Source organism: Dyella caseinilytica (assembly GCF_016865235.1).
Taxonomy (GTDB): Bacteria; Pseudomonadota; Gammaproteobacteria; order Xanthomonadales; family Rhodanobacteraceae; genus Dyella_B; species Dyella_B caseinilytica.
This window is the reverse complement of record NZ_CP064030.1, coordinates 1,138,296-1,164,251: the sequence shown is the minus strand read 5'-3', so window position 1 is coordinate 1,164,251 and position 25,956 is coordinate 1,138,296. Positions and strand designations below refer to the sequence as shown.

The window sequence follows — 25,956 nt, the reverse complement described above, 5'->3', positions numbered from 1 at the left end:
AGCACATGAACACGATTGCCAATGCCAGCGCCGCCCAGGCCCAACAGGATATCGCCGAGGAATTCGCCTTCTTCGGCGACTGGACCGAGCGCTACCAATACTTGATCGATCTCGGCAAACAACTGCCTCCCTTTCCGGACGAATGGAAAACCGAGGAGTACCGCGTGCACGGTTGCCAGTCCATGGTCTGGCTGGTGCCAAGCGGCGATGCCTCACACATGCATTTCGACGCCACCAGCGACTCGGCCATTGTTTCCGGGCTGATCGCCTTGGTACTGCGCGTGTATTCCGACCGTTCTGCCGCGGAAATCGTCGCGACTGAACCGGCGTTCATTCAGCAGATCGGGTTGGCCAAGCATCTGTCGCCCACCCGCTCGAATGGCTTGGCGGCCATGCTGGCAAAGCTGAAGACGTACGCCGCCGACAAACTATAGACAGCAACCTGTCCCCTAAAGGGAGAGGGCGCCAAACGACAAAGCCCCGCACATGGCGGGGCTTTGCTTTTTCCAGGTGCCGAGAAGACTCAGTCGCCCATCTGTTTCTGCAGATGCTCACGGCGTTCCTGCGCATCGAGCGACAAGGTGGCGATCGGGCGGGCGTCAAGACGCTCCAAGCCGATTTCCTCGTCAGTCTCTTCGCAGTAACCGTAGCGGCCTTCCTCGATCCGGCGCAGGGCCTTGTCAATCTTGGAGATCAGCTTGCGGTAACGGTCGCGGGTGCGGAGTTCCAGTGAGTTTTCGGTCTCGCGAGTGGCGCGTTCGGCTTCGTCACCCACATCGCGGACTTCGTCGCGCAGGTTCTCCATGGTTTGGCGGGATTCTTCCACCAACTGATCGCGCCATTCCCGCAGCTTGTTGCGGAAATAAGCCAGGTGACGAGGATTCATGTACTCCTCGTTGGAAGAAGGCCGGTAGCCTGGCGGCAGATCGATGTTGGTGGTCAGGGGCAGCGCGTAACGCCCGTCTTCACGGGTCACGCCATTATCGAGGGTTGTTGCGGTGTTATTCATTGAGGACTGCGTGGTCTTCTGCTTCTTGGTTGTTGAGTGATTCGCGGTGGCGTTGGCTACGCGCGGCGCCGTCGGGCCGACGGCGCTGGCTACCTTGCCCAGAAGGGGGCGGGCGGCCTGTGATGATACGGGTTGCTGTGTTGCAGTTTTTACGGCCGGAGCCTTCGCGGCGACCGGTGGTTTTGCTGGCGCCGGAGCAGGCTTGGGTGCCGGCTTGGCAGTGATCTTTTCCTCAGCAGCCTTCTTCGCCGGCGCCTGTTTGACGGCAACTGGCTTGGCAGGCGCTGGTTTGGCCGGAGCAGCATGCTTGGGCTCGGGTTTGGCAGCAGCCTTTTTGACCGGCTCGGCCTTCTTCGGCTGCGGCTTGGCGACAGGTTTGGCGACACTCTTGACGGCAGCCTTCTTGACCGGCGCCTTTTTGGCAGCCGTCTTGGCTGGCGCGCTCTTCACCGCCGCTTTCTTGGCCGGCGCGGCGGTCTTGGCAGACTTGCCCGCAGCGACCTTGGCCTTGCTGACCTTGGCTTCACTGCCCTTGCCCCCCGCCTTTCCCTTTGAAGCTTTCTTGGCGGCGGTGGAGTTATGCGTGGTTTTCGCCATTTACCTTCACCATTTTGGCTGTGGCGGCCCGGTGTTATAGCCCAATACCCTCACACCGGCAACCTTCCTTCTGGAATACTTGCAGCATTAAGGGTGCTCTAAATGCCACCCGCGTAGAATCGATTAGATCATCCTTAAGTGCTACAGGCGTTTCGGCAGTATGAATGCCGTGAGTCGATTGATCCTTTTCCTACTCAAACTCTACAAGCGCTTTGTCAGCCCCCTGTTGGGACAGCGTTGTCGCTTTTACCCCAGTTGCTCCGATTATGCACGCATTGCCGTGTCCCGCTTCGGTCCGTGGCGAGGAAGCCTGATGGCCGGATGGCGCATATTACGCTGTCAGCCGCTGTGCGAAGGCGGCAGCGATCCGGTTCCCGAGCACTTTCATCTGCCGCGCTGTCGCGCTGCGCATGGAAAACAGGGAACAGGGAGCGACGAGCATTAGAATGAGCGTTAGCCTGACGTTTCCCGCCTTTCCACTGGAGTCCCCATGTCCAACAACTGGCTGATCAAGAATGCCGAACTGATCAACGAGGGCCGCCGCTTCTACGCCGACGTGCGCGTGAAGCATGGCCACATCGAGACGATTGGCGGCGGCCTGGATGCGCGTCCGGGCGAAGAGGTGATCGATGCCACCGGCCTGTGGCTGCTGCCCGGCATGATCGACGACCAGGTGCATTTCCGTGAGCCGGGCCTGACACACAAGGCCGATATCGCGCACGAATCGCGCGCCTGCGCCGCTGGCGGCATCACCAGCTTCATGGAGATGCCCAATACCAAGCCGCCGGCGCTGGACCGCGAATCGCTGGAAGCCAAGTATGCCCGCGCCGCGGAAACCTCGGCAGTGAACTACGCGTTCTATATGGGCGCCAGCAACGACAACCTCGACGCGATCCGCGCGCTGGACCCCAAAGCCGCGCCAGGCGTGAAAGTGTTCATGGGCGCATCCACCGGCAATATGCTGGTCGACAATCCCGAAACGCTCAATGGCATCTTCCGCGACACGCCCACACCGATCATCACCCATTGCGAAGACACGCCGATGATCGATGCCCTGCATGCCAAGGCACGCGAAAAATATGGCGATAACATTCCCGCGCGCGAACATCCGCTGATCCGTTCGCGCGAAGCCTGCATCAAGTCGACCCGGCTCGCCATCTCGCTGGCGCAGAAGCATGGTACGCGCCTGCATGTGCTGCACATCTCCACCGCCGACGAATTGGCGCTATTCCAGCCCGGCCCGATCAAGGGCAAGAAGATCACCGCTGAAACCTGCGTGCATTTCCTGCATTTCAGTGACGAGGACTACGAGCGCCTCGGCTTCCTGATCAAATGCAATCCGGCGGTCAAGACAGCCGCGGACCGTGAAGCCATCATCAAGGCTGTGGCAGAAAGCCGCATCGACGTGCTCGCCACCGATCACGCGCCGCACTTGCTGGAAGAAAAAGGCCAGCTTTACGACAAGGCACCCTCAGGCCTGCCGCTGGTGCAGTTTGCGCTGCAGGCGGCACTGCAGCGTGTGACGGAAGGAAAATTGACGTTGGAACGCGTGGTGGAAGCCGTGTGCCATGCGCCGGCTCAGTTGTTCGACGTGCACGAACGCGGTTTCCTGCGCGAAGGCTATGCCGCGGACCTGGTGCTGGTGGATCCGCGTAAGTCACACACCGTGCGGCGCGAAGAGGTCCTTTCCAAGTGTGGCTGGTCGCCGTTTGAGGGCTATACCTTCAGCAGCTCGATTGCGGCGACCTTCGTCAATGGCCGCAAGGTGTGGGATGGCTCGCGGGTTGACGATACGGTGCAGGGCGAGCGGTTAACGTTTGATCGGTAAGAAAGAGGCTTAAGTTCGCCTGCACGAGCATCACTCACAACGCCATGAGTGATGCTCATTACCCCTCACCGTCATTCCGGCGCAGGCCGGAATCCACGCTTCGTACTTGCCATGGATTCCGGCCTGCGCCGGAATGACGGTGAGGCAAGGTGGTCAATGACCTCAAGGTGAAGCACTTCGGCGAGTTCTCTCGCCTCAATGAATCTCCGCAATCACCACCCGCACCGGCCCTTCGTTGCCGGATCGCCCCAGCACACTCACCTGCGTATCGTTGAGCGCCAGCGTGCGATCGCCCTGCTTGATGCGTGCCGATACCGCAAAATCCACCCCATCGCCCAACTGAGACGGTTCATAGCTCAGCACGAAGGTCACCGGTGACGGTCCGATGGGCGCGATGTGATCGGTGGCAATAACACGCGCAGGCGCATCCTGCTTGCTGACATCAGCCAGCGTAACTTCCAGATACGCGTCGGCGGGTATCTCGTGGGCGAGACTGTAGTCCACTTCGCCGGTCAGTGACTTCATCAGCGTCATCTGCTTGGGCGTCTTGTCCTTACCGAAATGAGGCATCCAGCTGCACCCGGCAAGTGCAAGCACGCCGACCAACAGCAAGCCGTGACGAAACTTCATAGCAACTCCTTATCTGTCTGGCGCGGATCATAGCAACCGCGCCATGCAGGGGAGCTTAAACTCGTGCGGGCCTGATCAGGCCCGCTCACCGTAGCCACCGGACACGCCCTTGCTGGCGTAGGCCACGGCATCATGGGGATGCAGGCTTTCCTGGTGTTCAAGGCGCACATGGAAATCAGCGATGCCGTCGTCGGCATCCAAAGCACGCTGAATGCGGCGCGCGGCGTCTTCGCAGAACATCAGGTTACCGCCGTTGGCGAGTGCAAACGCTTGCTCGTCTTCGCGCTTCACGGCGGTCTGCACTGGCGTGCCGAGTGCGTGTTCGACGCGATTGAGCAGCGCGATCAAGTTCAACGGCGCACCGTCGACAAAGCGCACCAGCAAACGGGCGACGCTGCGCTGGGCATGCGGTGTGGCGACGATGCCCTTTTCGCTGCCAAGCCAGGCCAGTACGGCAGCGTGATCGAGTGGCTTGCCGGCATCGAAATCCTTGGTGAACTGCTCTTGGATCAACTGGCGTGACAGGGCGGCGGAGGCCGGACAGGTCGAGGAGTAAACCACCTCGGTGCCCAGCTCCATGCGAAAACCTTCTTCGCACAGACTGGCTTCGATCGATACCGGATAGGTGCGCCAGCCGCTGTTGTCACTGCGCAGCGCGGCGCGGCGCACCAGTTGGTCGAAGCGGATGCTGATGCGCGCGCGATCGGACAGATCCTTATGGGATTCGAGGAAAGCCCGCAGCAGGGATTCAAGCATCGCCGCATCGACGGTTTGCGAACTCAGGTACTGATCCACCAGCAGATAGAGACGCGACATGTGGATGCCGCGACGATCCGGCCTGGTGAGGTTCACGAAGGCGCCAACCTGGGCACTGGAACGCTGCACCTCGCCGTTGCCGGCATCAAATTGCACGGGCACTTCGATACCATCCATGCCGACCCAATCCAGCGCGCCAACCAGATGCGGCTGCGCCTGGGTGGCGACATCGGGCATCAGACGAACGGTGTTTTCGTGGGTATGCATGGGAATGTCCTGTAACAGCCCGGCTATCGGGCACCGCGAGACCCTTCTATCTTGGGGCAGCTTGCCGCGTCGCAACAGGCCCAGACAAGGAAACAGTGCGTTTACGCGGCAACGCGGGTCCGCCAATGTCGCGCTGCCTGCCAGGCACGCAGCGTGGCCAGAAAGCCGCTGTCTGGACCACCCTGCTGCAGTATCGCCAGGGGCTCGCCCGCACCTGCGGCCTTGCGCACCAGACGCTCACCCTGTCCGGCCTCAAGCGCGCGGAACACGCTCAAAGGACCATCCAGGCGTGCCGCCTCGGTCCAGGCCGACGTCAAATCATCCAGTTGGGCCTTGATGGCCTGATTTCGGGCGTCGCTGGACTCGCGCAGGCTGGTCCGGTTCAAGCTGAAGCGGGCCAGCCTCGCCATCGGCAGCGGCAGGCGATCGCGCTCGGCATCGTCCTGCAGACGGCGCAGCGCGTAAAGCAGATGGCTCAAGGTGGCCAAGCGCGCGGCGCGTTCGGACGATACCGCCTGGCCATACCACCAGACCGTTTCCAAGTTAGCCAGCGCGCCGTGCAGCGCGGAGGCGGCGTTGAGCTGGGCCGCGAAATCCACCGCCGTGCCCTCTTCCAACTGCGCCATCGCTGCCAGCACCGGCGCGAGCCACTGTTCCTGCGGCAGCGCGTGTGCGCGCTCATCGTCGAACAGCACTCGTGTCAACGGATGACGGCCACCGCTGGCAGCAGCGCCACTCAGTTCTTCCGCCCACCAGTTGAGCTTGGTGGCAGCTACGTGCGGTTCGCGAATGCCGTAGGCCGCCGACAGCAGCTCCTGTTCCAGCGCCGCCAGCGCGACATGGCCGGGATATTTGCCCGGATCGACAAACACCAGCGCCATCCGCTGCTGGGGTTGCACGGCGAGCCATTTGTCGATGTAGCTCTGCAGGGCGCCGTGCTGGGAAACATCCAGGCTCACGCCACCACCTTCAACTGGAGCATCTGGGCGAGCTGGCGCGGATGTTCGACGACCGCATCGGCGCCCCACACGTGCGGATCGCCACCATCGAGATAACCCCAATGCACAGCCACCGAATAGAGTCCCGCGTCGTTGCCGGCCTGCACATCACGCCGGTCGTCGCCGACGAACAGGCAGCGCGCGGGATCCAATCCGCCGCGTTCGCAGGCCAGCAGCACCGGCGCAGGGTCGGGTTTGCGCACCGGCAACGTATCGCCGGAAACCACCGCGCAAACGCGATCATTCCAGCCAATCCGACGGATCAACTCATCGGTGAGGTAACCCGGTTTGTTGGTGACGATGCCCCATGAAAGACCGTTGGCTTCCATCGCATCGAGCAGCGGATCGATGCCTTCGAACGGGCGCGTGTGCCGCGACATCATCGAGTGATAAAGCTCGAGATAGCGTGGCATACGCTCGAACAATTGCTCGTCGGTTTCCGCAAACGCGCAACGCAGGATGGCGCGCGAACCCCGCGACACGACCTCGCGAACCATGGCGTATGACGGCACGGCTGCACCGACTTCGTCGCAATAGACAGCCAGTGCAGCGTGCAGATCCGGCGCACTGTCCAGCAAGGTGCCGTCCAGATCAAACAGTACGCCTTGCGGCGATTTAGGTAGTGATTTCATGCGGGCTTGCGTGCGCAGAGAAGATAATTGACGGCAGTGATGCGACTCAGCCATGCCTTGCGCGTCATCGGGTTGTAGCCAAAGCCGCTGACGTCCTCCAGCTCCAAACCTTCCTGTCGAAGCAGGCGCGCCAACTCGGAGGGTTTGAGGAACTGGGCGTAATGGTGAGTGCCGCGCGGCAGCATTCGCATCAGGTATTCCGCGCCGAGAATCGCCGCACCGAACGCCGCCGGTGTGCGATTGAGCGTGGACATGAACAGGCGCGCGCCCGGCTTGAGCATGGCCGCCAGATCCCTCACCAGCGCGGCGGGATCAGGCACGTGCTCGATCAATTCCATGCAGCACACAGCATCGAAACTGGCCGGTTCGGCCGCAGCCAGTTCCTCGGACGATTGCTTGCGGTAATCCACCTTAAGATTGGATTCGTGCAGGTGCAGTCGTGCAATCTCGATCACCTTCAAGCCGAGATCGATACCGACCACATCCGCACCGGCACGGGCCAATGCTTCACTAAGCAGACCGCCACCGCAGCCGACATCGGCGACTTTCGCACCGCGCAGCGCAACGCGCGAAGCCACGTAGTCGAGTCGTACCGGATTGAGATCATGCAGCGGGCGCGATTCGCCATCCGGGTCCCACCAGCGTGCCGCCAGTTTGTCGAAGCGGGCGATTTCGTCGTGGCTGACGTTTTGTGCGGTCATGGTGAAGACTCCAGCTAATTCGCTCAATTTAACGCGCGTTCCATTCGTAAAGCGTGATATCCCATCCACCGCTGGTGTGCGCCGGATCGCTGTGGGCAATCGCCAGTGCCTGCTCCATCGACTCAGCACGCAACAGATAGGCACCGCCCGATTTGTCGCCAAACGGACCGGACATCTCGTTGCGGCCTTGTGCACGCAAATCCTCGAGGAACTGCTGGTGCAGCGGCACCACAGCGGGATCGACCTGCGGACGGCGGAATAACATGACGAGATAACGATTCATATTCATTGCCTTCAAACCGAATCCACCGCAGCAATGCGTTCGCGCCAGGCATGTGTGCGCGCCAGGATGCCGGGCACGTCCATATCGACGAGTTCTCGTGCCGCCAGTTTGCGCTTACCAGCAATCCATACGTCGCTGACCTGGTGGCGGCCTGTGGCATAGACGAGTTGCGACACGATATGGAACAACGGCTGGGTTTCCAGATCACTGAGTCGAACCGCGGCGAGATCCGCCTGCTTGCCAATTTCGATCGAACCGACGCTGGCTTCCAGGCCCAGCGCTTTGGCTGCGTTGATGGTGGCAGAACGCAAGGCATACCCCGCGTCGAAAGCTGCTGCGTCCTCAGCCACCGCTTTCGCCAGCAACGCCGCGGTGCGCATTTCGCCAAACATGTCGACGTCATTGTTGGAAGCACAGCCGTCGGTGCCGACAGCGACATTCACGCCTGCCTTGCGCAACTTCTCCGCCGGACAAAAACCGGAGGCGAGCTTCAGGTTGGATTCGGGGCAATGCACCACTGACACGCCCGATTCAGCACATGCTGCGATTTCACCCTCAGTGAGCTGGGTCATGTGCACGGCGATCAGGCGATCGTTGACCAGACCCAGTTTCTGCAGGCGCTGGAACGGACGCAGGCCACTCTTCTTGCGCTCGTCTTCCACCTCGTGAGCGGTTTCATGCAGATGCAGATGCACTGGGATGTCGAGCTGATCGGACAGCACGCGAATGCGCTCGAATGATTCGTCCGAGACCGTATATGGCGCATGCGGCGCGAACGCGGTGCGAATCAGCGCATCATGGCGAAAGCCGTCGTGCACTTCGGCAGCGCGCTCGAAGTATTCGTCCTGCGTACGCGCCCACGCCGTGGGAAATTCGATGACCGGCAAGCCGACCACCGCGCGGAAACCAAGCTTGTGGTACGTCGCACCGATGGCATCAGGAAAAAAGTAGTTTTCGTTGGCGCAGGTGGTGCCGCCACGGATCATTTCGGCGACCGCAAGTTCGACGCCATCGCGCACGAATTCCGGACCGATCACCTTGGCCTCCACCGGCCAGATGTGCTGCTGCAGCCAGACCATCAGCGGCAGATCGTCGGCAAGGCCGCGCAGCAGGGTCATCGGGTTGTGCGTGTGGCTATTGATCAGACCGGGGATCAACGCGTGATCACCCAGTTCGACGCGCTCTCGCGGCGCGTAGGCTTGCCGCGCTTCCGCAATCGGCAGGATGGCGACAATGCGGTCACCGTTCACGGCCACGGCGTGGTGTTCCAGCACAATGTTGTGCGGCTCGACCGGAACGACCCACCGGGCCTCGATGAGTAGATCAACAGTCTGCGGAGCGTGCTGGCTCATCGGTCAATTGCCTTGCTGGGGATGGATACAAGATGGGGCGGTACATCTTACGATGTCCGCCCCAGGGGTTTTGAGTGTCGTTCCGCTGACGCCTGGAACCCAGTTTTAAATTACGCGAAGCACTCAAGGTGTTTAGGTTTTGTGTGCTTCGCACATTTATTGGAACTGGATCCCGGCCTGCGCCGGGATGACACATCGGCAAGCCGCGCTAAAGCGCGAGCCGATGTGTCACTTGACACGCTTGGTGTATTCGCCGGTGCGGGTGTCGACTTCGATGATTTCTTCCTGATTCACGAACAGCGGCACGCGCACCACAGCGCCCGTTTCCAGCTTGGCCGGCTTGCCACCGCCGCCTGAGGTATCGCCGCGTAGACCCGGGTCGGTTTCGACGATCTTCAGCTGGACGAAGTTCGGCGCCTGCACCGAGATCGGGCGACCATTCCACAGGGTGACCACGCACTCTTCCTCGCCCTTCAGCCACTTGGCTGTATCAGACATGGCGGCGGCGTCGGCCTGATGCTGCTCGAACGACTCCTGATGCATGAAGTGCCAGAATTCGCCGTCGCTGTAGAGGAACTGCATGTCGGTATCGACCACGTCCGCGCCCTCGAAGGAGTCGCTGGACTTGAGGGTCTTTTCCGTCGTACGGCCGTTGAGCAGGTTGCGGATCTTGATGCGGGTGAAGGCCTGGCCTTTGCCCGGCTTGACGAACTCGGCTTCGGTGATGATGTACGGATCGCCGTCGACGATGATCTTCAGACCGTTCTTGACGCCATTAAGGTCGTAACTGGCCATTTACTTCGCTCCAATAGGGAAAACTGCCGCCCAATAGCGGCTAAAATAGATTGTTTAGGGGCCAGCAGGCCCGTATCCAGCCCACTATGATAACCGCAAGCTCTGGCGCCCGCATTACACCCTCTGTCACATCCGACTGGCGGCAGCTTTGGCGCGAGGCGGTCACCGATAGCCGCGAGCTGCTGGACCTGCTCGCGCTGGGTCACCTCGCCGGCCGTCTGCCTGCGGATGATGCCGGCTTCGCGCTACGCGTCCCCCGCGGCTTCGTGGCCCGCATGCGCCCTGGCGATGCGCGGGATCCGTTGCTGCTGCAAGCGCTGCCACAACTGGCTGAACTGGAACAGACACCGGGTTTCGTGACCGATGCCGTCGGCGACCTGGCTTCCCGCGAAGCGCAAGGTGTACTGCACAAGTACCAGGGTCGAGCGCTGCTGATTGCCAGTGGCAGTTGCGCGATCAATTGCCGCTATTGCTTCCGGCGGCACTTCCCGTATGGCGATGAGATGGCCGCGGCAAACCAGTGGCAAGAGGCCCTGGAGCACGTCTCTCATGACAAGTCGATTAACGAGCTGATCCTCTCCGGCGGTGATCCGCTGTCGCTGGCCACCAGCAAGCTTGAGGAGCTCAGCCGCGGGCTGGCCGGACTTCGGCACATCACTCGCCTGCGTATTCATACACGCCTGCCAGTGGTATTGCCCGAGCGTATCGACGCGCCCTTCCTTGAATGGCTGCATGCGCTGCCGCTGCAGAAAGTGGTGGTGCTGCACGCTAATCATGCCAACGAGTTTGATAGCACCGTGGACGCAGCGTGCGCAGGCCTGCGCGAGGCGGGTGCAACACTTCTTAACCAGTCGGTGCTCCTGCGTGGCATCAACGACAACGCCGATGCGCTGGTGGCATTGTCCGAGCGTCTGTTCGCGGCAGGCGTGCTGCCCTACTACCTGCACCAGCTCGATCGCGTGCAGGGCGCGGCGCATTTCGAAGTCACCGATGAGCAGGCACAGGCGTTGGTAGAGACCATCCGCACTCGCCTGCCCGGCTATCTCGTTCCCAAGCTGGTCCGCGAAGTTGAAGGCGATCCTTCCAAGCGGCCAATGTAAGCAAGGAATGCGCTTCGTCACCTTTATGTGAATTAACGGTGGCGAGGCTGAACGGAATCCGCTAAAACTTCGATGTAGTGCCGGTGAGCCCTCGGACACCTTCCGCAGGGGCCGCCCTATCCAAGGAAGCACGACGCGCCCATGAAGACAGACTCCGTTATAAAGATCCTCTTCATCGAGAATTCGATCGAGGACGCGGAACAGATCATCACTTTGTTGCGTAACGCGGGCATTGCGGTACGGCCCGCGAGGGCAACGACCACGGAGCAGATCCACACTGCGCTGGAAGAGCTCGGCCCCGACCTCGTGCTATTCAACCCCGGCGTGAACGGATTGCCGCTGCGCAACGTCGCTCAGCAGATCGACGCCAGCGCGCGCGATATCGCACTGATCGCCTGCGTGACGAAAATCGATGATCAGGGCGTCGCGGAAATGTTCCAGGATGGCGTGCAAGGCGTCGCCTCGCGCAGCCAACCCAAGCAGCTGATCACGGTCATCAAGCGCGAATTCGACTCACTCAACACGCGCCGGCAAGTTCGCCGGCTCGAAACGGCCCTGCGCGAATCCGAGCGCCGCTGCGATGCCCTGCTCGACTCCTCCAACGACCCCATCTCTTATGTGCACGAAGGCATGCACGTGCGCGCCAATCGTTCCTACCTGGATACTTTTGGCTACGCCGACTACGACGATCTGCTCGGTCTGCCGGTCCTGGACCTGATCGGGCCGGCCAATGCCGACAGCTTCAAGAATCTGCTGCGTGCGCTGTCCCGTGGTGAGAAAGCCAACGACCGGTTGGAACTGCACGCGCGCCGCGCGGACGGCAGCACATTTCCGGCCACGGCGGAGTTCGCCCACGCTACCTTCGAAGGCGAGCCCTGCCTGCAAATCGTCTTCCGGCGCCAGCAGATCGATCCGGCGCTGGTTGAGCAACTGCAGCGTGACTCCGTCACCGGGCTTTTCAACCGCGCACGCACACTGGAACTGATCGACAACGCCGTCGCCGCCGCCAGCGAAGGGCGCAAGGGCCAGACCCTGCTGCTGATCGAACCGGACAACTGGGGCCAGATCGTCAACGGCATCGGCTTGGGCAAGGCTGATGAATTGCTGGCTGCCTTCGCCAAACGCGTCAGTGCACAACTGGGCCAGGAAGATGTCGCCGGTCTGCTGGCCGAACATACCGTCGGCGTGATCCTGCAAACCGAAAACGACGACGACATCCGCACCTGGATCAGCAACTTGCAGCAGCTGATCGCGCGCGGCATTTTCGATCTTGGTACGCAGTCCATCACGCTCACCACCAGCATCGGCGGCAGCCTGCTGGGCGAAAAGAATGCCAATACCGACATGCTGCTCAACCAGACCAGCCAGGCCCTGCGCAGCGCACAGAGCCAGGGTGGCAACCGCATTGAGCTGCATGATCCGGCTGCAAGAGAAAAGGCCGACGCGGAACGCGAGCGCAATTGGCTGGGCCTGTTGCGGCAGGCGTTAACCCAGAACGAGTTCTCGCTATATCACCAGCAAACCATCAGCCTGCAGGATGCCGAAGGCGATTACTCGGAAATACTGCTGCGCATGAACGGCCCACAGGGCGAAGTGCCGCCAGGCTTCTTCATGCCCATTGCCGAAAAGCACGGTCTCAACGCGGAAATCGACCGCTGGGTACTGAACCAGGCGATCAGCGCGCTGAAGTCGCGCGAGCGGCTTGGTTTCCCGACCACCTTCTTCATCAAGCTCACGCCTGAGTCGCTGCAGCAGCAAGCCAACCTGCTGCCGTGGCTGGAGCGCACGCTGAAACAGGCCAATCTCAAGAGTGGTCGGATGGTGCTGGAAATGACCGAGAGCAAGGTCGTCACCATGCTGCGCCCGGCGCAGGAATTCATTACGGCCTGGAAAAAACTCGGCGGCTTCTTTGCGTTGGAACAGTTCGGTTCAGGCCTCAATTCCTTCCAGCTGCTTAACCATATCGATGCCGACTATCTGAAGATCGATCGCAGCTTTATGGCCGATCTTCCGCAGCATCCGGAAAACCAGAAAAAGATCACCGAGATCTGCCAGCAGGCGCATGAGATGAAGCGCATGACCGTGGCCGAATGGGTGGAGGATGCGGCCAGCACCTCGATGCTGTTCGCTTGCGGCGTGGACTTTGTGCAGGGCAACTTCCTGCAGGAGCCGCAGCGGTTGGCGGTGAACCTATAAAACCTGCACATCCACGGGACTAGCTTCGCGTCGCTGTAGAGGTGAGGGCTAAAGCGCCATATTGCGCGGCTATAAAGGCTATAAACAAAAAACCCGCGGATCGCTCCGCGGGTTTTCTTTGCACGATGTGCGCCGGAATCAGTCGGCCGACGAAGCGGCGCCGATGTCTTCCTTGATGCGGGCAGCCTTGCCTTCCAGACCGCGCAGGTAATACAGCTTGGCGCCACGGACCTTGCCCTTGCGCTTCACCTGCACCGACTCGATGGTCGGGCTGTGCGCCTGGAACACGCGCTCCACGCCGGTGCCGTGCGAGATCTTGCGCACGGTGAAAGCGGAATGCAGACCGCGGCTGCGCTTGGCGATAACGACACCCTCGAACGCCTGTACGCGCTCGCGGTTACCTTCCTTCACCTTGACGTTGACCACCACGGTGTCGCCAGGGCCGAACTCCGGCAGCTGGCGGGTGATCTGCTCGGCTTCGAACTGTTCGATGATCTTGTTCATGGCAACACCTGTCTTTTCTCAATGATTGCGGTCTTCATTGACCGCATCGTTTTGCCGCGATGGCTTCTGTGCCTGCTCTTCTCGAGCATATTCGCGGCGGAATTCATCCAACAGCGCACGGGACTCTTTATCCAGCACGCGCTGCGCCAATAAATCGGGACGTCGCAACCAGGTCCGTCCCAGCGACTGCTTCAGACGCCAGCGGCGAATGGCCGCGTGATCGCCGGAAAGCAGCACCTCCGGTACGTCGCCCAGTGCATCGTGCACCGGTTTTGCATAGTGCGGGCAATCGAGCAGTCCGTTCGAAAACGAATCCTGCTCGGCCGATTGCGCGTCATTCAGCGCACCTTCCTGCAGGCGGCCCACGGCATCAATGATCACCGCGGCTCCAAGCTCGCCGCCGGACAGCACATAGTCGCCGATAGAAAGCTCTTCGTCGACCTCGTGCGCCAGCAGGCGCTCGTCCACACCTTCGTAACGTCCACAGAGCAAGGCGATGCGCGGCAATTTCGCCAGCGCTTCCACCCTACCCTGCGTCAGCCGCGCTCCTTGCGGACTGAGATAAATCACATGCACCGGACCCGGTGCCGCGTCACGTACGGCCCTAAGGGCTGCGCGTAACGGCTCGATCAGCATCACCATGCCGGGACCACCGCCGCAGGTGCGGCCGTCCACGGTACGGTAATTGTCGGTGGCGTAATCGCGCGGGTTCCAGGTTTCCACCTGCAACAGCTCACGCTGCTGCGCGCGTCCTACGACACCTACAGCGGCGCACTGACGCATGAAGTCGGGAAACAGCGTGACGACATCAATGCGCATCGGACCCTCAATCTTCAGAATTCAGGGTCCCAGTCCACCACCATGCGTCCACCGGATAAATCCACCGAACGCACGTAAACACCCTGGACGAAAGGAACCAGCCGCTCGCGCTCGCCGTCCCTTACCACCACCACATCGTTGGCGCCGGTGGCGAACAGGTGAGTGACCCGTCCCAACGCCACGCCTTCCGTGGTGACGACCTCGAGACCCTCGAGATCGACCCAGTAGTACTCGTCCTTACCAGGCGGCGGCAACAGTTCACGGGCGACATAAATATCCTGTCCTACCAGTGCTGCTGCGGCATCCCGGTCGTCCACCCCCGGCAATTTGGCGATGAGGCCCTTGCCTTGGGGTCGACCGCTGACACTTGCGATCTCCGTTTCCTGATCCGGCGCCGATGAGAGCAGCCAGGGCTGGTACTTGAAGATCTGCGTGCGGGGCTCAGTCCAGGATTCAACCTTGAGCCAGCCCTGCACGCCGTACAACCCGACGATGCGTCCCACCAGGACGCGCCGACCGGCTGCGGTCATACTCAGGCAGCCTGCTGCTTGCCGGCTTCCTTCACCAACGCGGCGACCTTGTCGCTCAGCTGGGCACCCTTGGACACCCATTCCTGAACGCGTGCGACGTTCAGCTCAAGGCGCTTGTCCTTGCCCGAAGCGACGGGGTTGTAGAAACCTACGTTCTCGATATTGCGGCCATCACGCGCACTGCGCGAGTCGGTCACAACGACGTGGTAGAACGGACGGCCCTTGGCGCCGCCGCGCGAAAGACGAATCTTAACCATAGTAAAAGCTCCAGAGTTGCCGGCATGCTCGGCAAACGCGTCCTAGGACGGACGCGGTAAACGGGACATTTTAATGAAATCTTGGGAAAAAGGAAGGGGTTAGCTGAATCGAGAATCGGGGCAAGCGTAGATCCCTAGCCCGCAGGCAACCGCTCTTAACCATTTGCGATTCCCGATTGACGATTCCCGACTTTCAGCGCATCGGCGGGAACCCGCCGCCCATGCCCTTCATAGCGCCACGCATTTGCCGCAGCAGGCCCTTGGTGCCGCCCTTGGAGAGCTTGGACATCATCTTTTCCATCTGCATGTACTGCTTCAGCAGGCGGTTCACGTCCGCCGGCTGGGTGCCCGAACCGCGCGCCACGCGGGCACGGCGAGAGCCGTTCAGCAGGTCGGGATGGCGGCGCTCTTTCTTGGTCATCGAATTGATGATGGCCACCATGCGCTTGATTTCGCCGTCGTCGACCTTGGACTTCACCGTGTCGGGAAGGCCGGAAACGCCCGGCAGCTTGTCCATCAGGCCGGCCAGACCGCCCATGTTGGTCATCTGCTCGAGCTGGTCGCGCATGTCGTTGAGATCGAAGCGCTTGCCCTTCATCACCTTGGTGGCGAGCTTCTGCGCCTTTTCCTGGTCGACCTTGCGCTCGACCTCCTCGACCAACGACAGCACGTCGCCCATGCCGAGAATGCGCTGAGCGATGCGGTCCGGATGGAATGGCTCCAGCGCATCGGTCTTTTCACCCGCGCCGAGGAACTTGATCGGGCGACCGGTGACATAGCGCACCGACAGCGCCGCGCCGCCGCGCGCATCGCCATCGGTCTTGGTCAGTACCACACCGGTCAACGGCAGCGCTTCACTGAAGGCCTTGGCGGTGTTGGCGGCATCCTGGCCGGTCATCGAGTCGACCACGAACAGCGTTTCGATCGGCGTGACCGCGGCGTGCAGCGCCTTGATCTCGGCCATCATCGCTTCGTCGACATGCAGACGGCCGGCGGTGTCGATCAGCAGCACATCCATCACTTCCTTACGCGCCGCCGAAATCGCCGCCTTGGCGATATCGACCGGATTTTGGCCGCTTTCGGACGGGAAGAAGTTCACGCCGACCTGTTCGGCCAGTGTGCGCAGCTGTTCGATCGCGGCCGGACGATATACGTCGCAACTCACCACCATCACGCGCTTCTTCTTGCGCTCAATGAGGAAGCGGGCCAGCTTGGCCACCGTGGTGGTTTTACCGGCGCCTTGCAGGCCGGCCATCAGCACCACCGCTGGCGGCTGCTGGGCGAGATTGAGCTCGCTATTGGCCGTGCCCATCAAGGCAGTCAGCTCGTCGCTGACCACCTTCACCAGCGCCTGGCCCGGCGAAAGGCTCTTCAACACGTCCTGGCCGACCGCACGTACCTTCACGCGCTCGATCAGCGCCTGCACCACCGGCAAGGCCACGTCGGCTTCGAGCAAGGCAATGCGCACTTCGCGCAGGCTTTCGCGAATGTTTTCCTCGGTCAGGCGACCGCGCCCGCGCAGGCGGTTGACGGTGGCTGAGAGGCGTTGGCTGAGCGACTCGAACATGATGAGGGCTGAATAGCAGGATTGACCGCGCAATATACCAGACCTGCCCGGCTCACTCGTGAAAGCGATTGCCAGCCGAGGTCAACGAGCCGTTCGGCCCCTTGCGGGACATACGCGATCCGTAAGGCGCACACGGGAGGCAATTCACCGCGTTCACCCCATGAATCGCGTATGCGACACTTGCACGCCATGCTGCCCGCCCTCTCGATCTTCGCCATCGTCTGCTACCTGCTCGCCAGTCTGCTGCTGGCGCGGCCGCTATTTGGCGGAAGCCAGTCGGCGCCAGCGACCTTCGCCCGCCCTGCGCTCGCCATTGCCACGATCGCCGTACTCGCCCATGCAGGTGGATTGCTCGCGATGCATCGCGGTGCGCTGGATCTGCATTTCTTTGCGGCGTTGTCGCTGGTGGCCTGTGTCGTGTCGGCACTGACGTTGCTGGTCAACCTTTCCCGCCCGGTCGCGGCACTAGGCGTGATCGTGTTTCCGCTGAGCGCGGCGCTGGTCTGGATCGACAGCTTTCTGGCACCGCCAACGGCGCCGATATCGATGGATTGGCACATCAAGCTGCATGCGACCATCGCTTTGCTGGCGTTCTCCGTGCTCGCCATCGCTGCTGCCATGGCGATTCTGCTGGCCGTGCAGGAACGCGCATTGCGGCATCGTCAATTGGGCTCCTGGCTGAGCGCGCTCCCGCCACTCACCTTGACCGAGTCGCTGTTGTTCCGCCTGATCGGCGCGGGCTTCATGCTGCTTACCTTGACGTTGCTGACCGGCATCCTGTTCATCACCGACCTGCTCGGCCAAAACCTGATGAAGATGGCGTTGTCGGTCTTCGCCTGGCTGGTGTTCGGCGCCCTGCTCTACGGCCGCTGGAAGCATGGCTGGCGCGGACGCAGCGCAGTGAATCTCACACTGACCGGCATGGCTGTGCTGGTGCTGGCGTTCTTTGGCTCGAAGTTCGTGCTGGAATTGATCCTGCACCGGGCCGTCGACTAAAACCCAGCAAACCTCACCAGACACCAAGGCTTGGTGTTCCACCAACGTGGACACTCGGATGATCTGAATGGCACCAACACATATTTGGAAGCAATCGCTCAGCAGGCACTGCCGAGGATCGCGCGCCAGCATAGCCTAGGATCAAGGCACCCTAGCGTCGATTAAGGTTCCACGGGCGTCAGCTGCAGCGGACAGAGATACAGCCACCGTTTGACTGCACTACTCACCGGATGGGCGAGTGTGGCGCACTGAGTAATACAGCTCCTTAGTCTGCGTATTCAGAAGGTATCCGCCGTGCACATATTGAAAGTCTCCACTCTGACCCAACCCATCAAAATTGAAGCTGACGCAGAAATACTGCTGCGTTCCTTGTTGGACAATGCTCCAATGTGCCAGGTAAGGTGTGAACGAACTCGGCTTAACTCCGTGGTTGTCTCCTAGCGGCATCGCCGAGGACAGCCTATAAAGCTTTCCCATGTAAATTAAAGCCAAATCGCTTTTTCTTTTCGCATATCCCGCATCCCCTCCTTTGTACTGAAAAGTGTAAGGAGCATCGAAGCCCTGCGCATAATCATCCTGCTCCACGATCTCATGCGGATCAAGCAACTTAACAGTCACAGACGGCGCAGCCGCCTCATGTTGAAGACAGCTATGCACCAGCAGTTCGGACGGTGGCGAAGAAAAAACTGATCCAGACACGACACCCAATAAGGCAGCAAATACGAGCTTATTCATTTGTATGGCCGGATGTAACGCACAGAGTAATACAGCTCCTGAGTCCGCGTATTTAGAAGGTAGCCGCCGTGCACGTATTGAAAGTCTCCACTCTGACCCAATCCGTCAAAATTGAAACTGACGCAAAGATACTCCTGCCCTCCTTCCTCGACCATGCTCCAGTCTGCGAGGCTAGGTGTAAATGCGTCCCGCTCAGAGCCATGATTGTCCCCCAATAGGATGGCTGACGATAACCGATAAAGCTTGCCCTTAAAAATAATAGCCTTGGCATGCTTGCTCTCCGCGTATCCAACATCCCCTCCCTTGTACTTGAAAAAATAAGGCGCGTTAAAACCATCGGAGTAATCATTTTCCTCAATAATGGCGGAAGTATCGAGATCACTAACGACTATAGAAGGTGACGCACTTTTATCCTGAAGGCAGCTACGCACCAACAACTCAGACGGCGGTGCAGCAGATACTGCGCTGGACATGGCGATCAAGAGAGTAACGAGAAAGACTATCTTCATTTATATGGTTTTGCGTGCGTAGCATTCATGTAGTCTTGACCAAATTTCCAAAAAATTGTTCCACCGACTCCAGCAGTGGACTCATAAAGATGGTCATACCTAGCAATTTCTTTTTGCTCAACGACGACATCCCCTGTCTTCTTGTTTTTCTTCTTCGTGTACTGGTATTGAATAACAAGCTTGATCGACTCCTTTATCCCGTAAATATTATGACTCAGATCAGTGAATCTCACGCCTCTTTTAACTTTAGCATGATTGGCATAATTGCTCTTAATGTCAGCACCATCCCAAAAGTAAGCGCCATTGGACTTATCTGGACCGTAATTCAGAGCATTTCGCGCAGCAGCAACAGCTGCCTGCATACCAGCATTGCGCGCAATATCCTCGTCAGAAGCCCTCATCATTGTCCGATAGCGTACATTGCCATCACTCACCACGTAAGAAAACGTTCGCTCCTTCTTTGCGAACGTCTGTATATCGCTATAACCACGCGCGTCACGCTGACGTACCAAGACACTTGCCAGCGCCATCATTTCATCTGAGTTATTTTTCGGCGACGCCTCGCCATAAGCCATCGCTGCCAACTGCTTGGTTTGCGCATCCAGTATTTCGGGTGCGCTCTTAGTTGATTCGCAGTAATCCGACTCACCCGAATAAGCACTACCGAAGGGATATGGATCATTCATAAATCTTTACTCGCTGAGTCTCGCGCCATCCATGTGACAAGCCTCAAGGTTTTCTGTCCTTGGACGCCTACCGTTTTACCATCCGATGAATACGTCCCCTTGCTTGTGTGCAGAACGCCTTCGAAGTAAAGGTCATAACGGTATCCGTCGACAGGTGTCGTACCGTTTTCAAGTAGAGCAAAGCCCTGCTCTATAATTTCCTCATCGCTCTCAGCTTGAACATCAGAAGAGGCATCAGGAGTCCAAGCCTTCACCATCCTTCCCGCATACCCAACCTGCTTCGCGCCTCTTTGCCCATCATTTTCATTACGATGTCCGTAATTCATATTCGTGGCCATAGCGATCACGCGATTACGCTTACAAGGGCAGAGCACCCAATCGCCATGCACAACCACCGGGCGACCCTGATTTCGCATGTGTGTGCCTGATCCAACAATCGGCCATGGCCCACCTTTGCAGACCCCACAAGTTGCTTTATCACCGTGCCAAGCGACGCTTACACCACCGTTGGCGGTATTGGTTGAAAAAGCGAGAACATGCCCGCCCGTTGTCGTGGGATCGCCGAACTTGGCTATCGCTGACATGTGCTAGCTCCATCTTGTTGAATGACGGTCTCGACACGGCGTGCCATAGGCTGGCAACCGGATGGCATGGCACCCGTGGATGACGTCTCTTACAAAGAATTCGTTGGCGACGGCCAATCGTCAAACATCCAATACCTTGAATGGATGGACGTAGGACGGATCGAACAGCCCTTCGATGGGCTTACCCTGATATTCGGTTACACCATGCCCACAGGCTTGGAGGGTGGCAGTGATGTGATCGCCGTTATCAAGCCGGCTCCCGACCAAGGCGAATGGTTTATCAAGGTAGGAGGCTCCAAAACCAGCACCATCAATGATGACAGCTTTACTTCCGTCGCTGTATGTCACCGTATCTCCTACACAGGGAACCGCCAATCCGGAGATCTTCATATCTGAGGATGCATCGGACACCCACCCGCCGCGCGCAGTAGGAGATCCTACCGTAGCAAATAAATGAATGGCCTTAACAGCATCCTTGGCAGCAGAGGTGTTCTGCGCGTAGTCCGACATTATGGTGCCTCCCTTGGAATGACTCTCGATAGTCGCATTGAGACTCACACGGCACTTTCACAATAGCGATAAGCCATTTCCCTTTTTTTTGTAGGCTCATATAGATCAAAGGTTCGTCATTGCAACTACACCAATGCAACGAACCACACCTAGCGGCAAGCGTCGATCGCATCCGCAAGCCGCTCCACACCGATCACTTCCATGTCGCCGACACGTCCTTTCTTTGGCGCGTTGGCCTTGGGTACGATCGCGCGTTGAAAGCCGTGATGGGCGGCCTCTTTCATACGCTCCTCGCCATTGGGCACCGGGCGAATTTCGCCGGAAAGACCCACTTCACCGAAAGCGATGGTTTTCTCCGGCAAAGGACGATCGCGCAGCGAGGAAAGCACCGCCAGCAGGACAGGCAAGTCGGCTGCAGTTTCCTGCACGCGGATACCGCCGACGACGTTCACGAACACGTCCTGATCATAAGCGGCAACGCCGCCATGCCGATGCAATACCGCCAGCAACATCGCCAGGCGATTCTGCTCCAGCCCCAACGCCACGCGGCGCGGATTGCCCAGCGAGGATTGATCCACCAGCGCCTGCACTTCCACCAGCAACGGGCGCGTGCCTTCGCGCGTCACCATGACCGCGCTGCCGGATGTCGGACCACTATGTGCAGATAGGAAAATCGCCGAAGGATTGGGTACTTCGCGCAATCCTTTTTCGGACATGGCGAACACGCCCAGTTCATTCACCGCACCAAAGCGGTTCTTGAATGCGCGCAGCACGCGAAAACGGCTGCCGGAGTCGCCTTCGAAATACAGCACGGCGTCAACCATGTGTTCCAGCACGCGCGGACCGGCGATGCCGCCTTCTTTGGTGACGTGGCCAACGAGAAAGACCGAGGTGCCGGTTTCTTTGGCGAAACGCGTGAGCTTGGCCGCGGATTCACGCACTTGGCTGACCGAACCTGGCGCCGCGGTGAGCAAGTCAGTCCAGATCGTCTGGATGGAGTCGATCACCAGCACACGCGGGCGCGAAGCCGCGACTTGATCGAGAATGCGCTCGATGCCGGTTTCGGCAAGTGCCTGCAGCGGCTGTAATGGCAAATCAAGCCGCTGCGCACGCGAGGCGACCTGTGCCAATGACTCCTCGCCCGTGACATAAATGCTGGGAAGTTTCTCGCCCAACTTGCCGAGCATCTGCAGTAACAAAGTCGATTTGCCGATGCCAGGATCGCCACCGATCAGCACCACCGAACCATCGACCAGGCCACCGCCAAGCACGCGATCCAGTTCACCAATGCCGGTCAAGGTACGTGACTCGGCTGTGACAAGGACTTCGGTAAGCGGTGTCACTCGCGGCACAGTATTGGCAGCACCCGCATAACCACCCTGCCGTGCAGCGGCGATCGACTTCTGCACCGGTTGCACCACGAATTCGGAAAGCGTATTCCATGCACCGCACTCGACACACTGGCCTTGCCATTTGGTGTGCTCGGCACCGCAATCGGCGCAGACGTAGGCAGTTTTTGCTTTGGCCATGGGGTCAGATACGTGGGTTCAGTGGCAGGAGCTTAATCGGAAGTCGTCGCAGGCTGCGAGACATCATCCGCGACATATCTGTCGGACAGATCGAGCCACAGGCAGGCATTCAGGCGTCGAGCAACCGTTGCGCGAGCAATGAACGTAGGTCACGGCGGCCATCGGCAACAACGTCTATAAATACTTGCTTGCCAACGACATGATAAATAATTCGCCATGGCGCACGAATGACCTGCCTGTATTGTGTAAAGCCCGATCCGCCCAGCTCGCGCGGACAATTTCCACGCTCGGGCATCCCGGTCAAGGATTCGGCCACCTGAATCAGCGCGTCGAGTACTTGTTGCGCTTGCGCAGCCCCATCACTAGCGACTATGTAGTCATAAATGGACTCCAGGTCGCGTTCGGCTTGCTCGCCGATCCGTACTTGGTAGCGCATCAGCTTGATTTGTACTTCGCCCGAAGCCGAGTGATAACTTCATTCAGTGGTTGGGTGCGACCTGCCTCAACGTCTTTTTGCCCCATGGCCAGAAGCTTCAACAGCGCAAGCGTTTCTTGCGTTTTTTCGTAGGAAGCGATGTCCTGAATCACTGCCTTCGCCTCGCCGTTTTGAGTAATGATCATGGGCTCATGCGTTTCGGCGAGTGTTTCTAGGACCTCCGCGGCATTAGCTTTCAGATAGCTGATCGGCTTGATTTGTGATGCAAGGCTCATGACGCTACCCATCCAGGAACATAGGACCAAATATAGTCCCTTATCAGTCCTTGTTCAATTATCGTCTTCAACGAACAGTACTCGGCGCGTCATACCGCAGGTAAGGTCATAACTGATCGTACCGGCCTGGGCGGCAACGATTTCCACCGGCAACTCCGGCCCCCAAAGCACGACGCGATCACCCACCCTCGCGTCAGGCGCCTGGCGCAGATCCAAAGTAATGAGATCCATCGACACGCGTCCGATCAGCGGTACGCGCTGGTTGCCGACCAGTACTGGCGTACCGGCGGCAGCGCTGCGTGGATAGCCATCGCCATAGCCGACCGCAGCGACGCCGACGGGCATGTCTTCCGGACACTCCCACAAGCCGTTGTAGCCGATGCGCTCGCCACGCCTGATGGCGTTGATCGCGATCAGGCGCGTGGAGAGCGTCATGGCCGCGCGAAAACCGAAATCCTCGCCGGCTTTCCCTTCAACGACCGAGAGGCCATACAACAGGCCGCCGGTGCGCACCCATTCACCACGCGCATCCGGCCAGCCGAGCACGGCCGCGGAATTGGAAAGCGAGCGCGGCCCGGACAATCCCGTTGTCGCCTGCTGGAAACGCTGGATCTGCTCGCGGGTTCGCTCGCCATCAAATACCTCCGACTCGGCGAAATGCGTCATCAAGCCGATATCCGGATCGATGCCGGTCATCGTTGACAATTGCGCGTGCACGGCCGCAGCGCGTTCCGGCGCAAATCCCAGCCGATGCATGCCGCTATCGACCTTCAGCCATACGCGCAGACGTCCGCGTGTCGGCGACGCTTCCGACAGCCAGCGCAGCTGGCTTTCGTGATGGATCGCCGCGTCGAGGCCGAGGCGTTGCATTTCGGCGATATCGCCGGCCTGATCGGGACCGGACAGCACCACGATGCGCTGTCGATGTCCGGCCGCGCGCAAGCGCAAACCATCGCCGAGCGAGGCCACCGCAAACGCATCTGCCGCACCGTCCAGCGCGCGGGCGACACGCTCCAGACCATGTCCGTAGGCATCCGCCTTCACCACCGCCATGACCTTAGCAGGTTCGGCCAACGACCGGATCCGTTCGAGGTTGTGGCGCAGCGCGCCCAGATGGATGGTGGCGACGGTTGTACGACTCATGATTCCTGAATGCTCAAAAGAGGTGTTCCAAGGCGCGGGAACAACGCCCGCTGCATCATAGGTTACCGGCCAGCGAGCGGCGGATCAGGGCATTGCGATGGCAAAGTGCGGGCAGCACCCGCCAAGAGACCGTACACGGGCTCTTAGAAGTGCCCGGTATAGGTATCGGGGCTGTAGTTCTCGAACTTGGTGTAGTGGCCGAGGAAGGTCAGCTTTATCGTGTCGGTAGGGCCGTTACGCTGCTTGCCGATGATGATCTCGGCCAGGCCCTTATCCGGCGATTCCTTGTTGTAGTACTCATCGCGATAGATGAACATGATCACGTCCGCGTCCTGTTCGATAGCGCCGGATTCACGCAGGTCCGACATCATCGGGCGCTTGTCCGCGCGCTGTTCCAGCGAACGGTTGAGCTGCGACAGCGCGATCACAGGCACGTTGAGTTCCTTGGCCAGACCTTTCAGCGAGCGCGAGATTTCCGAGATTTCGGTCGCACGGTTTTCCTTGTTGCCCGGCACCTGCATCAGCTGCAAGTAGTCGACCACGATCAAACCCAGGCCGCCGTGCTCGCGTGCGACGCGGCGCGAACGCGAACGCATTTCCACCGGCGAGAGACCGGGGGTGTCGTCGATGAAAATTTTCGCCTCGGACAGCAGCGCGATGGCGTTGGTGACGCGCGGCCAATCTTCTTCGGCCAGATCGCCATTGCGCAGGTGCTGCTGGTGAATGCGGCCGACCGAAGAAATCAGACGGAACGCCAGCTGCGACGCCGACATTTCCATCGAAAAAATCACCACCGGTTTCTTGGCGCGCAAAGCACAGGCTTCAGCAATGTTGACCGAGAAGGCGGTCTTGCCCATCGACGGACGCGCCGCGACGATGATCAGGTCCGAGGGCTGCAGGCCGGACGTGAGATTGTCCAGGTCGGTGAAGCCAGTGGAGATACCGGTGAGCTGACCGCGATTTTGGTAGCGCTCGTGCAGCAGGCGGAACGCATCCTTGACCGCCTCGCGCATGGACACGGTTTCCCGCTTGCCGCGTGCGCCGGATTCGGCGATGTGGAACACGCGCTGCTCGGCCGTTTCCAGCACTTCGTGCACGGATTTGCCTTCCGGACGATAGCCGTCTTCGGTAATCGCGGTACCGGCATCGATCAGCTGCCGCAGCACCGACTTCTCGCGCACGATTTCTGCATAGGCGGCGATGTTGGCCGCGCTCGGCGTGGTATTGGCCAGTTCGATCAGATAGCTCGCGCCGCCGACCATCTCCGCCAACCCATTGGCTTCGAACCAGTCGCCCAGCGTGACTGCATCACACGGCATACCTTTGTTGGCAAGCTCGTTGATGGCGCGCCAGATCAGCCGGTGATCCTTGCGGTAGAAATCCACCTCGGCCAGTTTGTCGGCGACTTTATCCAGCGCATCGGCCGCCAGCATCAAGCCGCCAAGCACCGCCTGTTCTGCGTCGATGGAGTTCGGAGGAACCCGCAGGGCTTCAATGGCACTGTTGTTGTGGTTATTGCCAGATTTGCGTTCGGGCACGAAGGACATGGACATTCCCTGTAGCAAGGAAGGTGCACAAAGCCATGTAGGCAGGCACAAGCTGCGAGCATACGCGGCGCAGTCTCAAGGAACGAGACAATAAGTCTGTGGATATCTTGTGATTAGCTGGGGATAAGAAATCCGCAGGCCGCTCCAAAACAAACGGGCGCCGAACGGCGCCCGTCTGCATCCAT

The 25,956-nt window shown here is 59.8% G+C and carries 30 protein-coding genes; 6 read left to right on the top strand and 24 right to left on the bottom strand.

Annotation, left to right across the window (positions count from 1 at the left end; genetic code table 11):
- The first annotated feature begins 5 nt into the window (after nt 1–5).
- Nucleotides 6–434, top strand: coding sequence for a SufE family protein (locus tag ISN74_RS04855; RefSeq protein WP_188797914.1), 429 nt, complete (start codon nt 6–8; stop codon nt 432–434).
- A gap of 89 nt (nt 435–523) precedes the next feature.
- Here the strand turns inward: ISN74_RS04855 and dksA are convergent, their stop codons facing one another.
- Entirely contained in the window at nt 524–1,606 is a 1,083-nt protein-coding gene (gene dksA / locus ISN74_RS21090) for an RNA polymerase-binding protein DksA (RefSeq protein ID WP_229679009.1), read from the bottom strand.
- A 160-nt stretch (nt 1,607–1,766) separates the two neighbouring features.
- Between dksA and yidD the strand changes: the two genes are divergently transcribed.
- The gene (gene yidD / locus ISN74_RS04845; protein ID WP_188797912.1) at nt 1,767–2,051 is read left to right on the top strand and encodes a membrane protein insertion efficiency factor YidD; all 285 of its coding nucleotides are present in this window, start codon (nt 1,767–1,769) and stop codon (nt 2,049–2,051) included.
- A gap of 45 nt (nt 2,052–2,096) precedes the next feature.
- Nucleotides 2,097–3,434: a dihydroorotase gene (locus ISN74_RS04840; RefSeq protein WP_188797910.1), complete on the top strand. Its 1,338-nt coding sequence runs from the start codon at nt 2,097–2,099 to the stop codon at nt 3,432–3,434.
- Between the two features lie 195 nt (nt 3,435–3,629).
- On the opposite strand, the gene ISN74_RS04835 is transcribed toward ISN74_RS04840, so the two are convergent.
- From ISN74_RS04835 to efp, 8 genes are all read right to left on the bottom strand, one after another.
- On the bottom strand, nt 3,630–4,064 hold the full coding sequence (locus ISN74_RS04835; protein ID WP_188797908.1) for a YbaY family lipoprotein: 435 nt from the start codon (nt 4,062–4,064) through the stop codon (nt 3,630–3,632).
- 75 nt (nt 4,065–4,139) lie between these two features.
- Complete coding sequence (gene folE2 / locus ISN74_RS04830) at nt 4,140–5,087, bottom strand: GTP cyclohydrolase FolE2 (RefSeq protein ID WP_188797907.1); 948 nt, start codon at nt 5,085–5,087, stop codon at nt 4,140–4,142.
- Nucleotides 5,088–5,188: 101 nt separating this feature from the next.
- The gene (locus tag ISN74_RS04825; protein ID WP_425488831.1) at nt 5,189–6,046 is read right to left on the bottom strand and encodes a squalene/phytoene synthase family protein; all 858 of its coding nucleotides are present in this window, start codon (nt 6,044–6,046) and stop codon (nt 5,189–5,191) included.
- Entirely contained in the window at nt 6,043–6,717 is a 675-nt protein-coding gene (locus ISN74_RS04820; protein WP_188797905.1) for an HAD family hydrolase, read from the bottom strand. Before ISN74_RS04820 ends, ISN74_RS04825 begins: the two co-directional genes overlap by 4 nt.
- Entirely contained in the window at nt 6,714–7,418 is a 705-nt protein-coding gene (gene ubiG / locus ISN74_RS04815; RefSeq protein ID WP_188797903.1) for a bifunctional 2-polyprenyl-6-hydroxyphenol methylase/3-demethylubiquinol 3-O-methyltransferase UbiG, read from the bottom strand. Before ubiG ends, ISN74_RS04820 begins: the two co-directional genes overlap by 4 nt.
- Before the next feature lie 28 nt (nt 7,419–7,446).
- On the bottom strand, nt 7,447–7,701 hold the full coding sequence (locus ISN74_RS04810) for a YciI family protein (RefSeq protein WP_188797900.1): 255 nt from the start codon (nt 7,699–7,701) through the stop codon (nt 7,447–7,449).
- Between the two features lie 11 nt (nt 7,702–7,712).
- The gene (locus ISN74_RS04805) at nt 7,713–9,053 is read right to left on the bottom strand and encodes a TRZ/ATZ family hydrolase (RefSeq protein WP_188797899.1); all 1,341 of its coding nucleotides are present in this window, start codon (nt 9,051–9,053) and stop codon (nt 7,713–7,715) included.
- A gap of 228 nt (nt 9,054–9,281) precedes the next feature.
- Nucleotides 9,282–9,848, bottom strand: coding sequence for an elongation factor P (gene efp, locus ISN74_RS04800; RefSeq protein ID WP_188797897.1), 567 nt, complete (start codon nt 9,846–9,848; stop codon nt 9,282–9,284).
- Between the two features lie 86 nt (nt 9,849–9,934).
- Between efp and epmB the strand changes: the two genes are divergently transcribed.
- The gene (gene epmB, locus ISN74_RS04795; protein WP_188797895.1) at nt 9,935–10,948 is read left to right on the top strand and encodes an EF-P beta-lysylation protein EpmB; all 1,014 of its coding nucleotides are present in this window, start codon (nt 9,935–9,937) and stop codon (nt 10,946–10,948) included.
- A gap of 141 nt (nt 10,949–11,089) precedes the next feature.
- Nucleotides 11,090–13,144 (top strand): GGDEF/EAL domain-containing response regulator, encoded by a 2,055-nt coding sequence (locus ISN74_RS04790; protein WP_188797893.1) that lies wholly within the window; start codon nt 11,090–11,092, stop codon nt 13,142–13,144.
- Between the two features lie 138 nt (nt 13,145–13,282).
- Here the strand turns inward: ISN74_RS04790 and rplS are convergent, their stop codons facing one another.
- The 5 genes from rplS to ffh form a co-directional block, all read right to left on the bottom strand.
- Entirely contained in the window at nt 13,283–13,648 is a 366-nt protein-coding gene (gene rplS / locus ISN74_RS04785; protein WP_188797891.1) for a 50S ribosomal protein L19, read from the bottom strand.
- Between the two features lie 18 nt (nt 13,649–13,666).
- Nucleotides 13,667–14,467, bottom strand: coding sequence for a tRNA (guanosine(37)-N1)-methyltransferase TrmD (trmD, locus tag ISN74_RS04780; RefSeq protein WP_188797889.1), 801 nt, complete (start codon nt 14,465–14,467; stop codon nt 13,667–13,669).
- Nucleotides 14,468–14,481: 14 nt separating this feature from the next.
- Complete coding sequence (gene rimM, locus ISN74_RS04775; protein WP_188797887.1) at nt 14,482–14,997, bottom strand: ribosome maturation factor RimM; 516 nt, start codon at nt 14,995–14,997, stop codon at nt 14,482–14,484.
- A gap of 2 nt (nt 14,998–14,999) precedes the next feature.
- Complete coding sequence (gene rpsP / locus ISN74_RS04770; RefSeq protein ID WP_188797885.1) at nt 15,000–15,254, bottom strand: 30S ribosomal protein S16; 255 nt, start codon at nt 15,252–15,254, stop codon at nt 15,000–15,002.
- A gap of 193 nt (nt 15,255–15,447) precedes the next feature.
- A complete protein-coding gene (gene ffh, locus ISN74_RS04765) occupies nt 15,448–16,821 on the bottom strand; it encodes a signal recognition particle protein (protein WP_188797883.1) in 1,374 nt (457 codons plus the stop codon).
- Between the two features lie 171 nt (nt 16,822–16,992).
- Between ffh and ISN74_RS04760 the strand changes: the two genes are divergently transcribed.
- Nucleotides 16,993–17,817, top strand: coding sequence for a cytochrome C assembly family protein (locus tag ISN74_RS04760; protein ID WP_275411499.1), 825 nt, complete (start codon nt 16,993–16,995; stop codon nt 17,815–17,817).
- Between the two features lie 219 nt (nt 17,818–18,036).
- Here the strand turns inward: ISN74_RS04760 and ISN74_RS04755 are convergent, their stop codons facing one another.
- From ISN74_RS04755 to dnaB, 10 genes are all read right to left on the bottom strand, one after another.
- Complete coding sequence (locus tag ISN74_RS04755) at nt 18,037–18,552, bottom strand: hypothetical protein (RefSeq protein ID WP_188797881.1); 516 nt, start codon at nt 18,550–18,552, stop codon at nt 18,037–18,039.
- A complete protein-coding gene (locus tag ISN74_RS04750) occupies nt 18,549–19,061 on the bottom strand; it encodes a hypothetical protein (RefSeq protein WP_188797878.1) in 513 nt (170 codons plus the stop codon). The genes ISN74_RS04755 and ISN74_RS04750 overlap by 4 nt, the downstream gene beginning before the upstream one ends.
- On the bottom strand, nt 19,058–19,747 hold the full coding sequence (locus ISN74_RS04745; RefSeq protein ID WP_203546702.1) for a hypothetical protein: 690 nt from the start codon (nt 19,745–19,747) through the stop codon (nt 19,058–19,060). The genes ISN74_RS04750 and ISN74_RS04745 overlap by 4 nt, the downstream gene beginning before the upstream one ends.
- Nucleotides 19,744–20,331 carry a PAAR domain-containing protein gene (locus tag ISN74_RS04740; RefSeq protein ID WP_188797876.1) on the bottom strand — a complete coding sequence of 196 codons (588 nt, stop codon included), beginning with the start codon at nt 20,329–20,331 and terminating at the stop codon, nt 19,744–19,746. Before ISN74_RS04740 ends, ISN74_RS04745 begins: the two co-directional genes overlap by 4 nt.
- 120 nt (nt 20,332–20,451) lie before the next feature.
- Nucleotides 20,452–20,841, bottom strand: coding sequence for a PAAR domain-containing protein (locus tag ISN74_RS04735; protein ID WP_188797874.1), 390 nt, complete (start codon nt 20,839–20,841; stop codon nt 20,452–20,454).
- Between the two features lie 149 nt (nt 20,842–20,990).
- Nucleotides 20,991–22,370 carry a DNA repair protein RadA gene (gene radA / locus ISN74_RS04730; RefSeq protein ID WP_188797872.1) on the bottom strand — a complete coding sequence of 460 codons (1,380 nt, stop codon included), beginning with the start codon at nt 22,368–22,370 and terminating at the stop codon, nt 20,991–20,993.
- Nucleotides 22,371–22,479: 109 nt separating this feature from the next.
- Nucleotides 22,480–22,806 carry a type II toxin-antitoxin system RelE/ParE family toxin gene (locus tag ISN74_RS04725; RefSeq protein ID WP_188797870.1) on the bottom strand — a complete coding sequence of 109 codons (327 nt, stop codon included), beginning with the start codon at nt 22,804–22,806 and terminating at the stop codon, nt 22,480–22,482.
- Nucleotides 22,806–23,081, bottom strand: a complete 276-nt coding sequence (locus tag ISN74_RS04720) for a type II toxin-antitoxin system Phd/YefM family antitoxin (RefSeq protein ID WP_188797868.1) — start codon at nt 23,079–23,081, stop codon at nt 22,806–22,808. Before ISN74_RS04720 ends, ISN74_RS04725 begins: the two co-directional genes overlap by 1 nt.
- A 54-nt stretch (nt 23,082–23,135) precedes the next feature.
- A complete protein-coding gene (gene alr / locus ISN74_RS04715; protein WP_188797867.1) occupies nt 23,136–24,224 on the bottom strand; it encodes an alanine racemase in 1,089 nt (362 codons plus the stop codon).
- Between the two features lie 143 nt (nt 24,225–24,367).
- On the bottom strand, nt 24,368–25,771 hold the full coding sequence (dnaB, locus tag ISN74_RS04710; RefSeq protein WP_188797864.1) for a replicative DNA helicase: 1,404 nt from the start codon (nt 25,769–25,771) through the stop codon (nt 24,368–24,370).
- Nucleotides 25,772–25,956 lie beyond the last annotated feature (185 nt).

Excerpts from the sequence above, each read along its gene's own strand:
- ISN74_RS04855 (WP_188797914.1), top strand. The coding sequence starts at position 6 with ATGAACACGATTGCCAATGCCAGCGCCGCCCAGGCCCAACAGGATATC.
- dksA (WP_229679009.1), bottom strand. The coding sequence starts at position 1,606 with ATGGCGAAAACCACGCATAACTCCACCGCCGCCAAGAAAGCTTCAAAG.
- yidD (WP_188797912.1), top strand. The coding sequence starts at position 1,767 with ATGAATGCCGTGAGTCGATTGATCCTTTTCCTACTCAAACTCTACAAG.
- ISN74_RS04840 (WP_188797910.1), top strand. The coding sequence starts at position 2,097 with ATGTCCAACAACTGGCTGATCAAGAATGCCGAACTGATCAACGAGGGC.
- ISN74_RS04835 (WP_188797908.1), bottom strand. The coding sequence starts at position 4,064 with ATGAAGTTTCGTCACGGCTTGCTGTTGGTCGGCGTGCTTGCACTTGCC.
- folE2 (WP_188797907.1), bottom strand. The coding sequence starts at position 5,087 with ATGCATACCCACGAAAACACCGTTCGTCTGATGCCCGATGTCGCCACC.
- ISN74_RS04820 (WP_188797905.1), bottom strand. The coding sequence starts at position 6,717 with ATGAAATCACTACCTAAATCGCCGCAAGGCGTACTGTTTGATCTGGAC.
- ubiG (WP_188797903.1), bottom strand. The coding sequence starts at position 7,418 with ATGACCGCACAAAACGTCAGCCACGACGAAATCGCCCGCTTCGACAAA.
- ISN74_RS04810 (WP_188797900.1), bottom strand. The coding sequence starts at position 7,701 with ATGAATCGTTATCTCGTCATGTTATTCCGCCGTCCGCAGGTCGATCCC.
- ISN74_RS04805 (WP_188797899.1), bottom strand. The coding sequence starts at position 9,053 with ATGAGCCAGCACGCTCCGCAGACTGTTGATCTACTCATCGAGGCCCGG.
- efp (WP_188797897.1), bottom strand. The coding sequence starts at position 9,848 with ATGGCCAGTTACGACCTTAATGGCGTCAAGAACGGTCTGAAGATCATC.
- epmB (WP_188797895.1), top strand. The coding sequence starts at position 9,935 with ATGATAACCGCAAGCTCTGGCGCCCGCATTACACCCTCTGTCACATCC.
- ISN74_RS04790 (WP_188797893.1), top strand. The coding sequence starts at position 11,090 with ATGAAGACAGACTCCGTTATAAAGATCCTCTTCATCGAGAATTCGATC.
- rplS (WP_188797891.1), bottom strand. The coding sequence starts at position 13,648 with ATGAACAAGATCATCGAACAGTTCGAAGCCGAGCAGATCACCCGCCAG.
- trmD (WP_188797889.1), bottom strand. The coding sequence starts at position 14,467 with ATGCGCATTGATGTCGTCACGCTGTTTCCCGACTTCATGCGTCAGTGC.
- rimM (WP_188797887.1), bottom strand. The coding sequence starts at position 14,997 with ATGACCGCAGCCGGTCGGCGCGTCCTGGTGGGACGCATCGTCGGGTTG.
- rpsP (WP_188797885.1), bottom strand. The coding sequence starts at position 15,254 with ATGGTTAAGATTCGTCTTTCGCGCGGCGGCGCCAAGGGCCGTCCGTTC.
- ffh (WP_188797883.1), bottom strand. The coding sequence starts at position 16,821 with ATGTTCGAGTCGCTCAGCCAACGCCTCTCAGCCACCGTCAACCGCCTG.
- ISN74_RS04760 (WP_275411499.1), top strand. The coding sequence starts at position 16,993 with ATGCGACACTTGCACGCCATGCTGCCCGCCCTCTCGATCTTCGCCATC.
- ISN74_RS04755 (WP_188797881.1), bottom strand. The coding sequence starts at position 18,552 with ATGAATAAGCTCGTATTTGCTGCCTTATTGGGTGTCGTGTCTGGATCA.
- ISN74_RS04750 (WP_188797878.1), bottom strand. The coding sequence starts at position 19,061 with ATGAAGATAGTCTTTCTCGTTACTCTCTTGATCGCCATGTCCAGCGCA.
- ISN74_RS04745 (WP_203546702.1), bottom strand. The coding sequence starts at position 19,747 with ATGAATGATCCATATCCCTTCGGTAGTGCTTATTCGGGTGAGTCGGAT.
- ISN74_RS04740 (WP_188797876.1), bottom strand. The coding sequence starts at position 20,331 with ATGTCAGCGATAGCCAAGTTCGGCGATCCCACGACAACGGGCGGGCAT.
- ISN74_RS04735 (WP_188797874.1), bottom strand. The coding sequence starts at position 20,841 with ATGTCGGACTACGCGCAGAACACCTCTGCTGCCAAGGATGCTGTTAAG.
- radA (WP_188797872.1), bottom strand. The coding sequence starts at position 22,370 with ATGGCCAAAGCAAAAACTGCCTACGTCTGCGCCGATTGCGGTGCCGAG.
- ISN74_RS04725 (WP_188797870.1), bottom strand. The coding sequence starts at position 22,806 with ATGCGCTACCAAGTACGGATCGGCGAGCAAGCCGAACGCGACCTGGAG.
- ISN74_RS04720 (WP_188797868.1), bottom strand. The coding sequence starts at position 23,081 with ATGAGCCTTGCATCACAAATCAAGCCGATCAGCTATCTGAAAGCTAAT.
- alr (WP_188797867.1), bottom strand. The coding sequence starts at position 24,224 with ATGAGTCGTACAACCGTCGCCACCATCCATCTGGGCGCGCTGCGCCAC.
- dnaB (WP_188797864.1), bottom strand. The coding sequence starts at position 25,771 with ATGTCCTTCGTGCCCGAACGCAAATCTGGCAATAACCACAACAACAGT.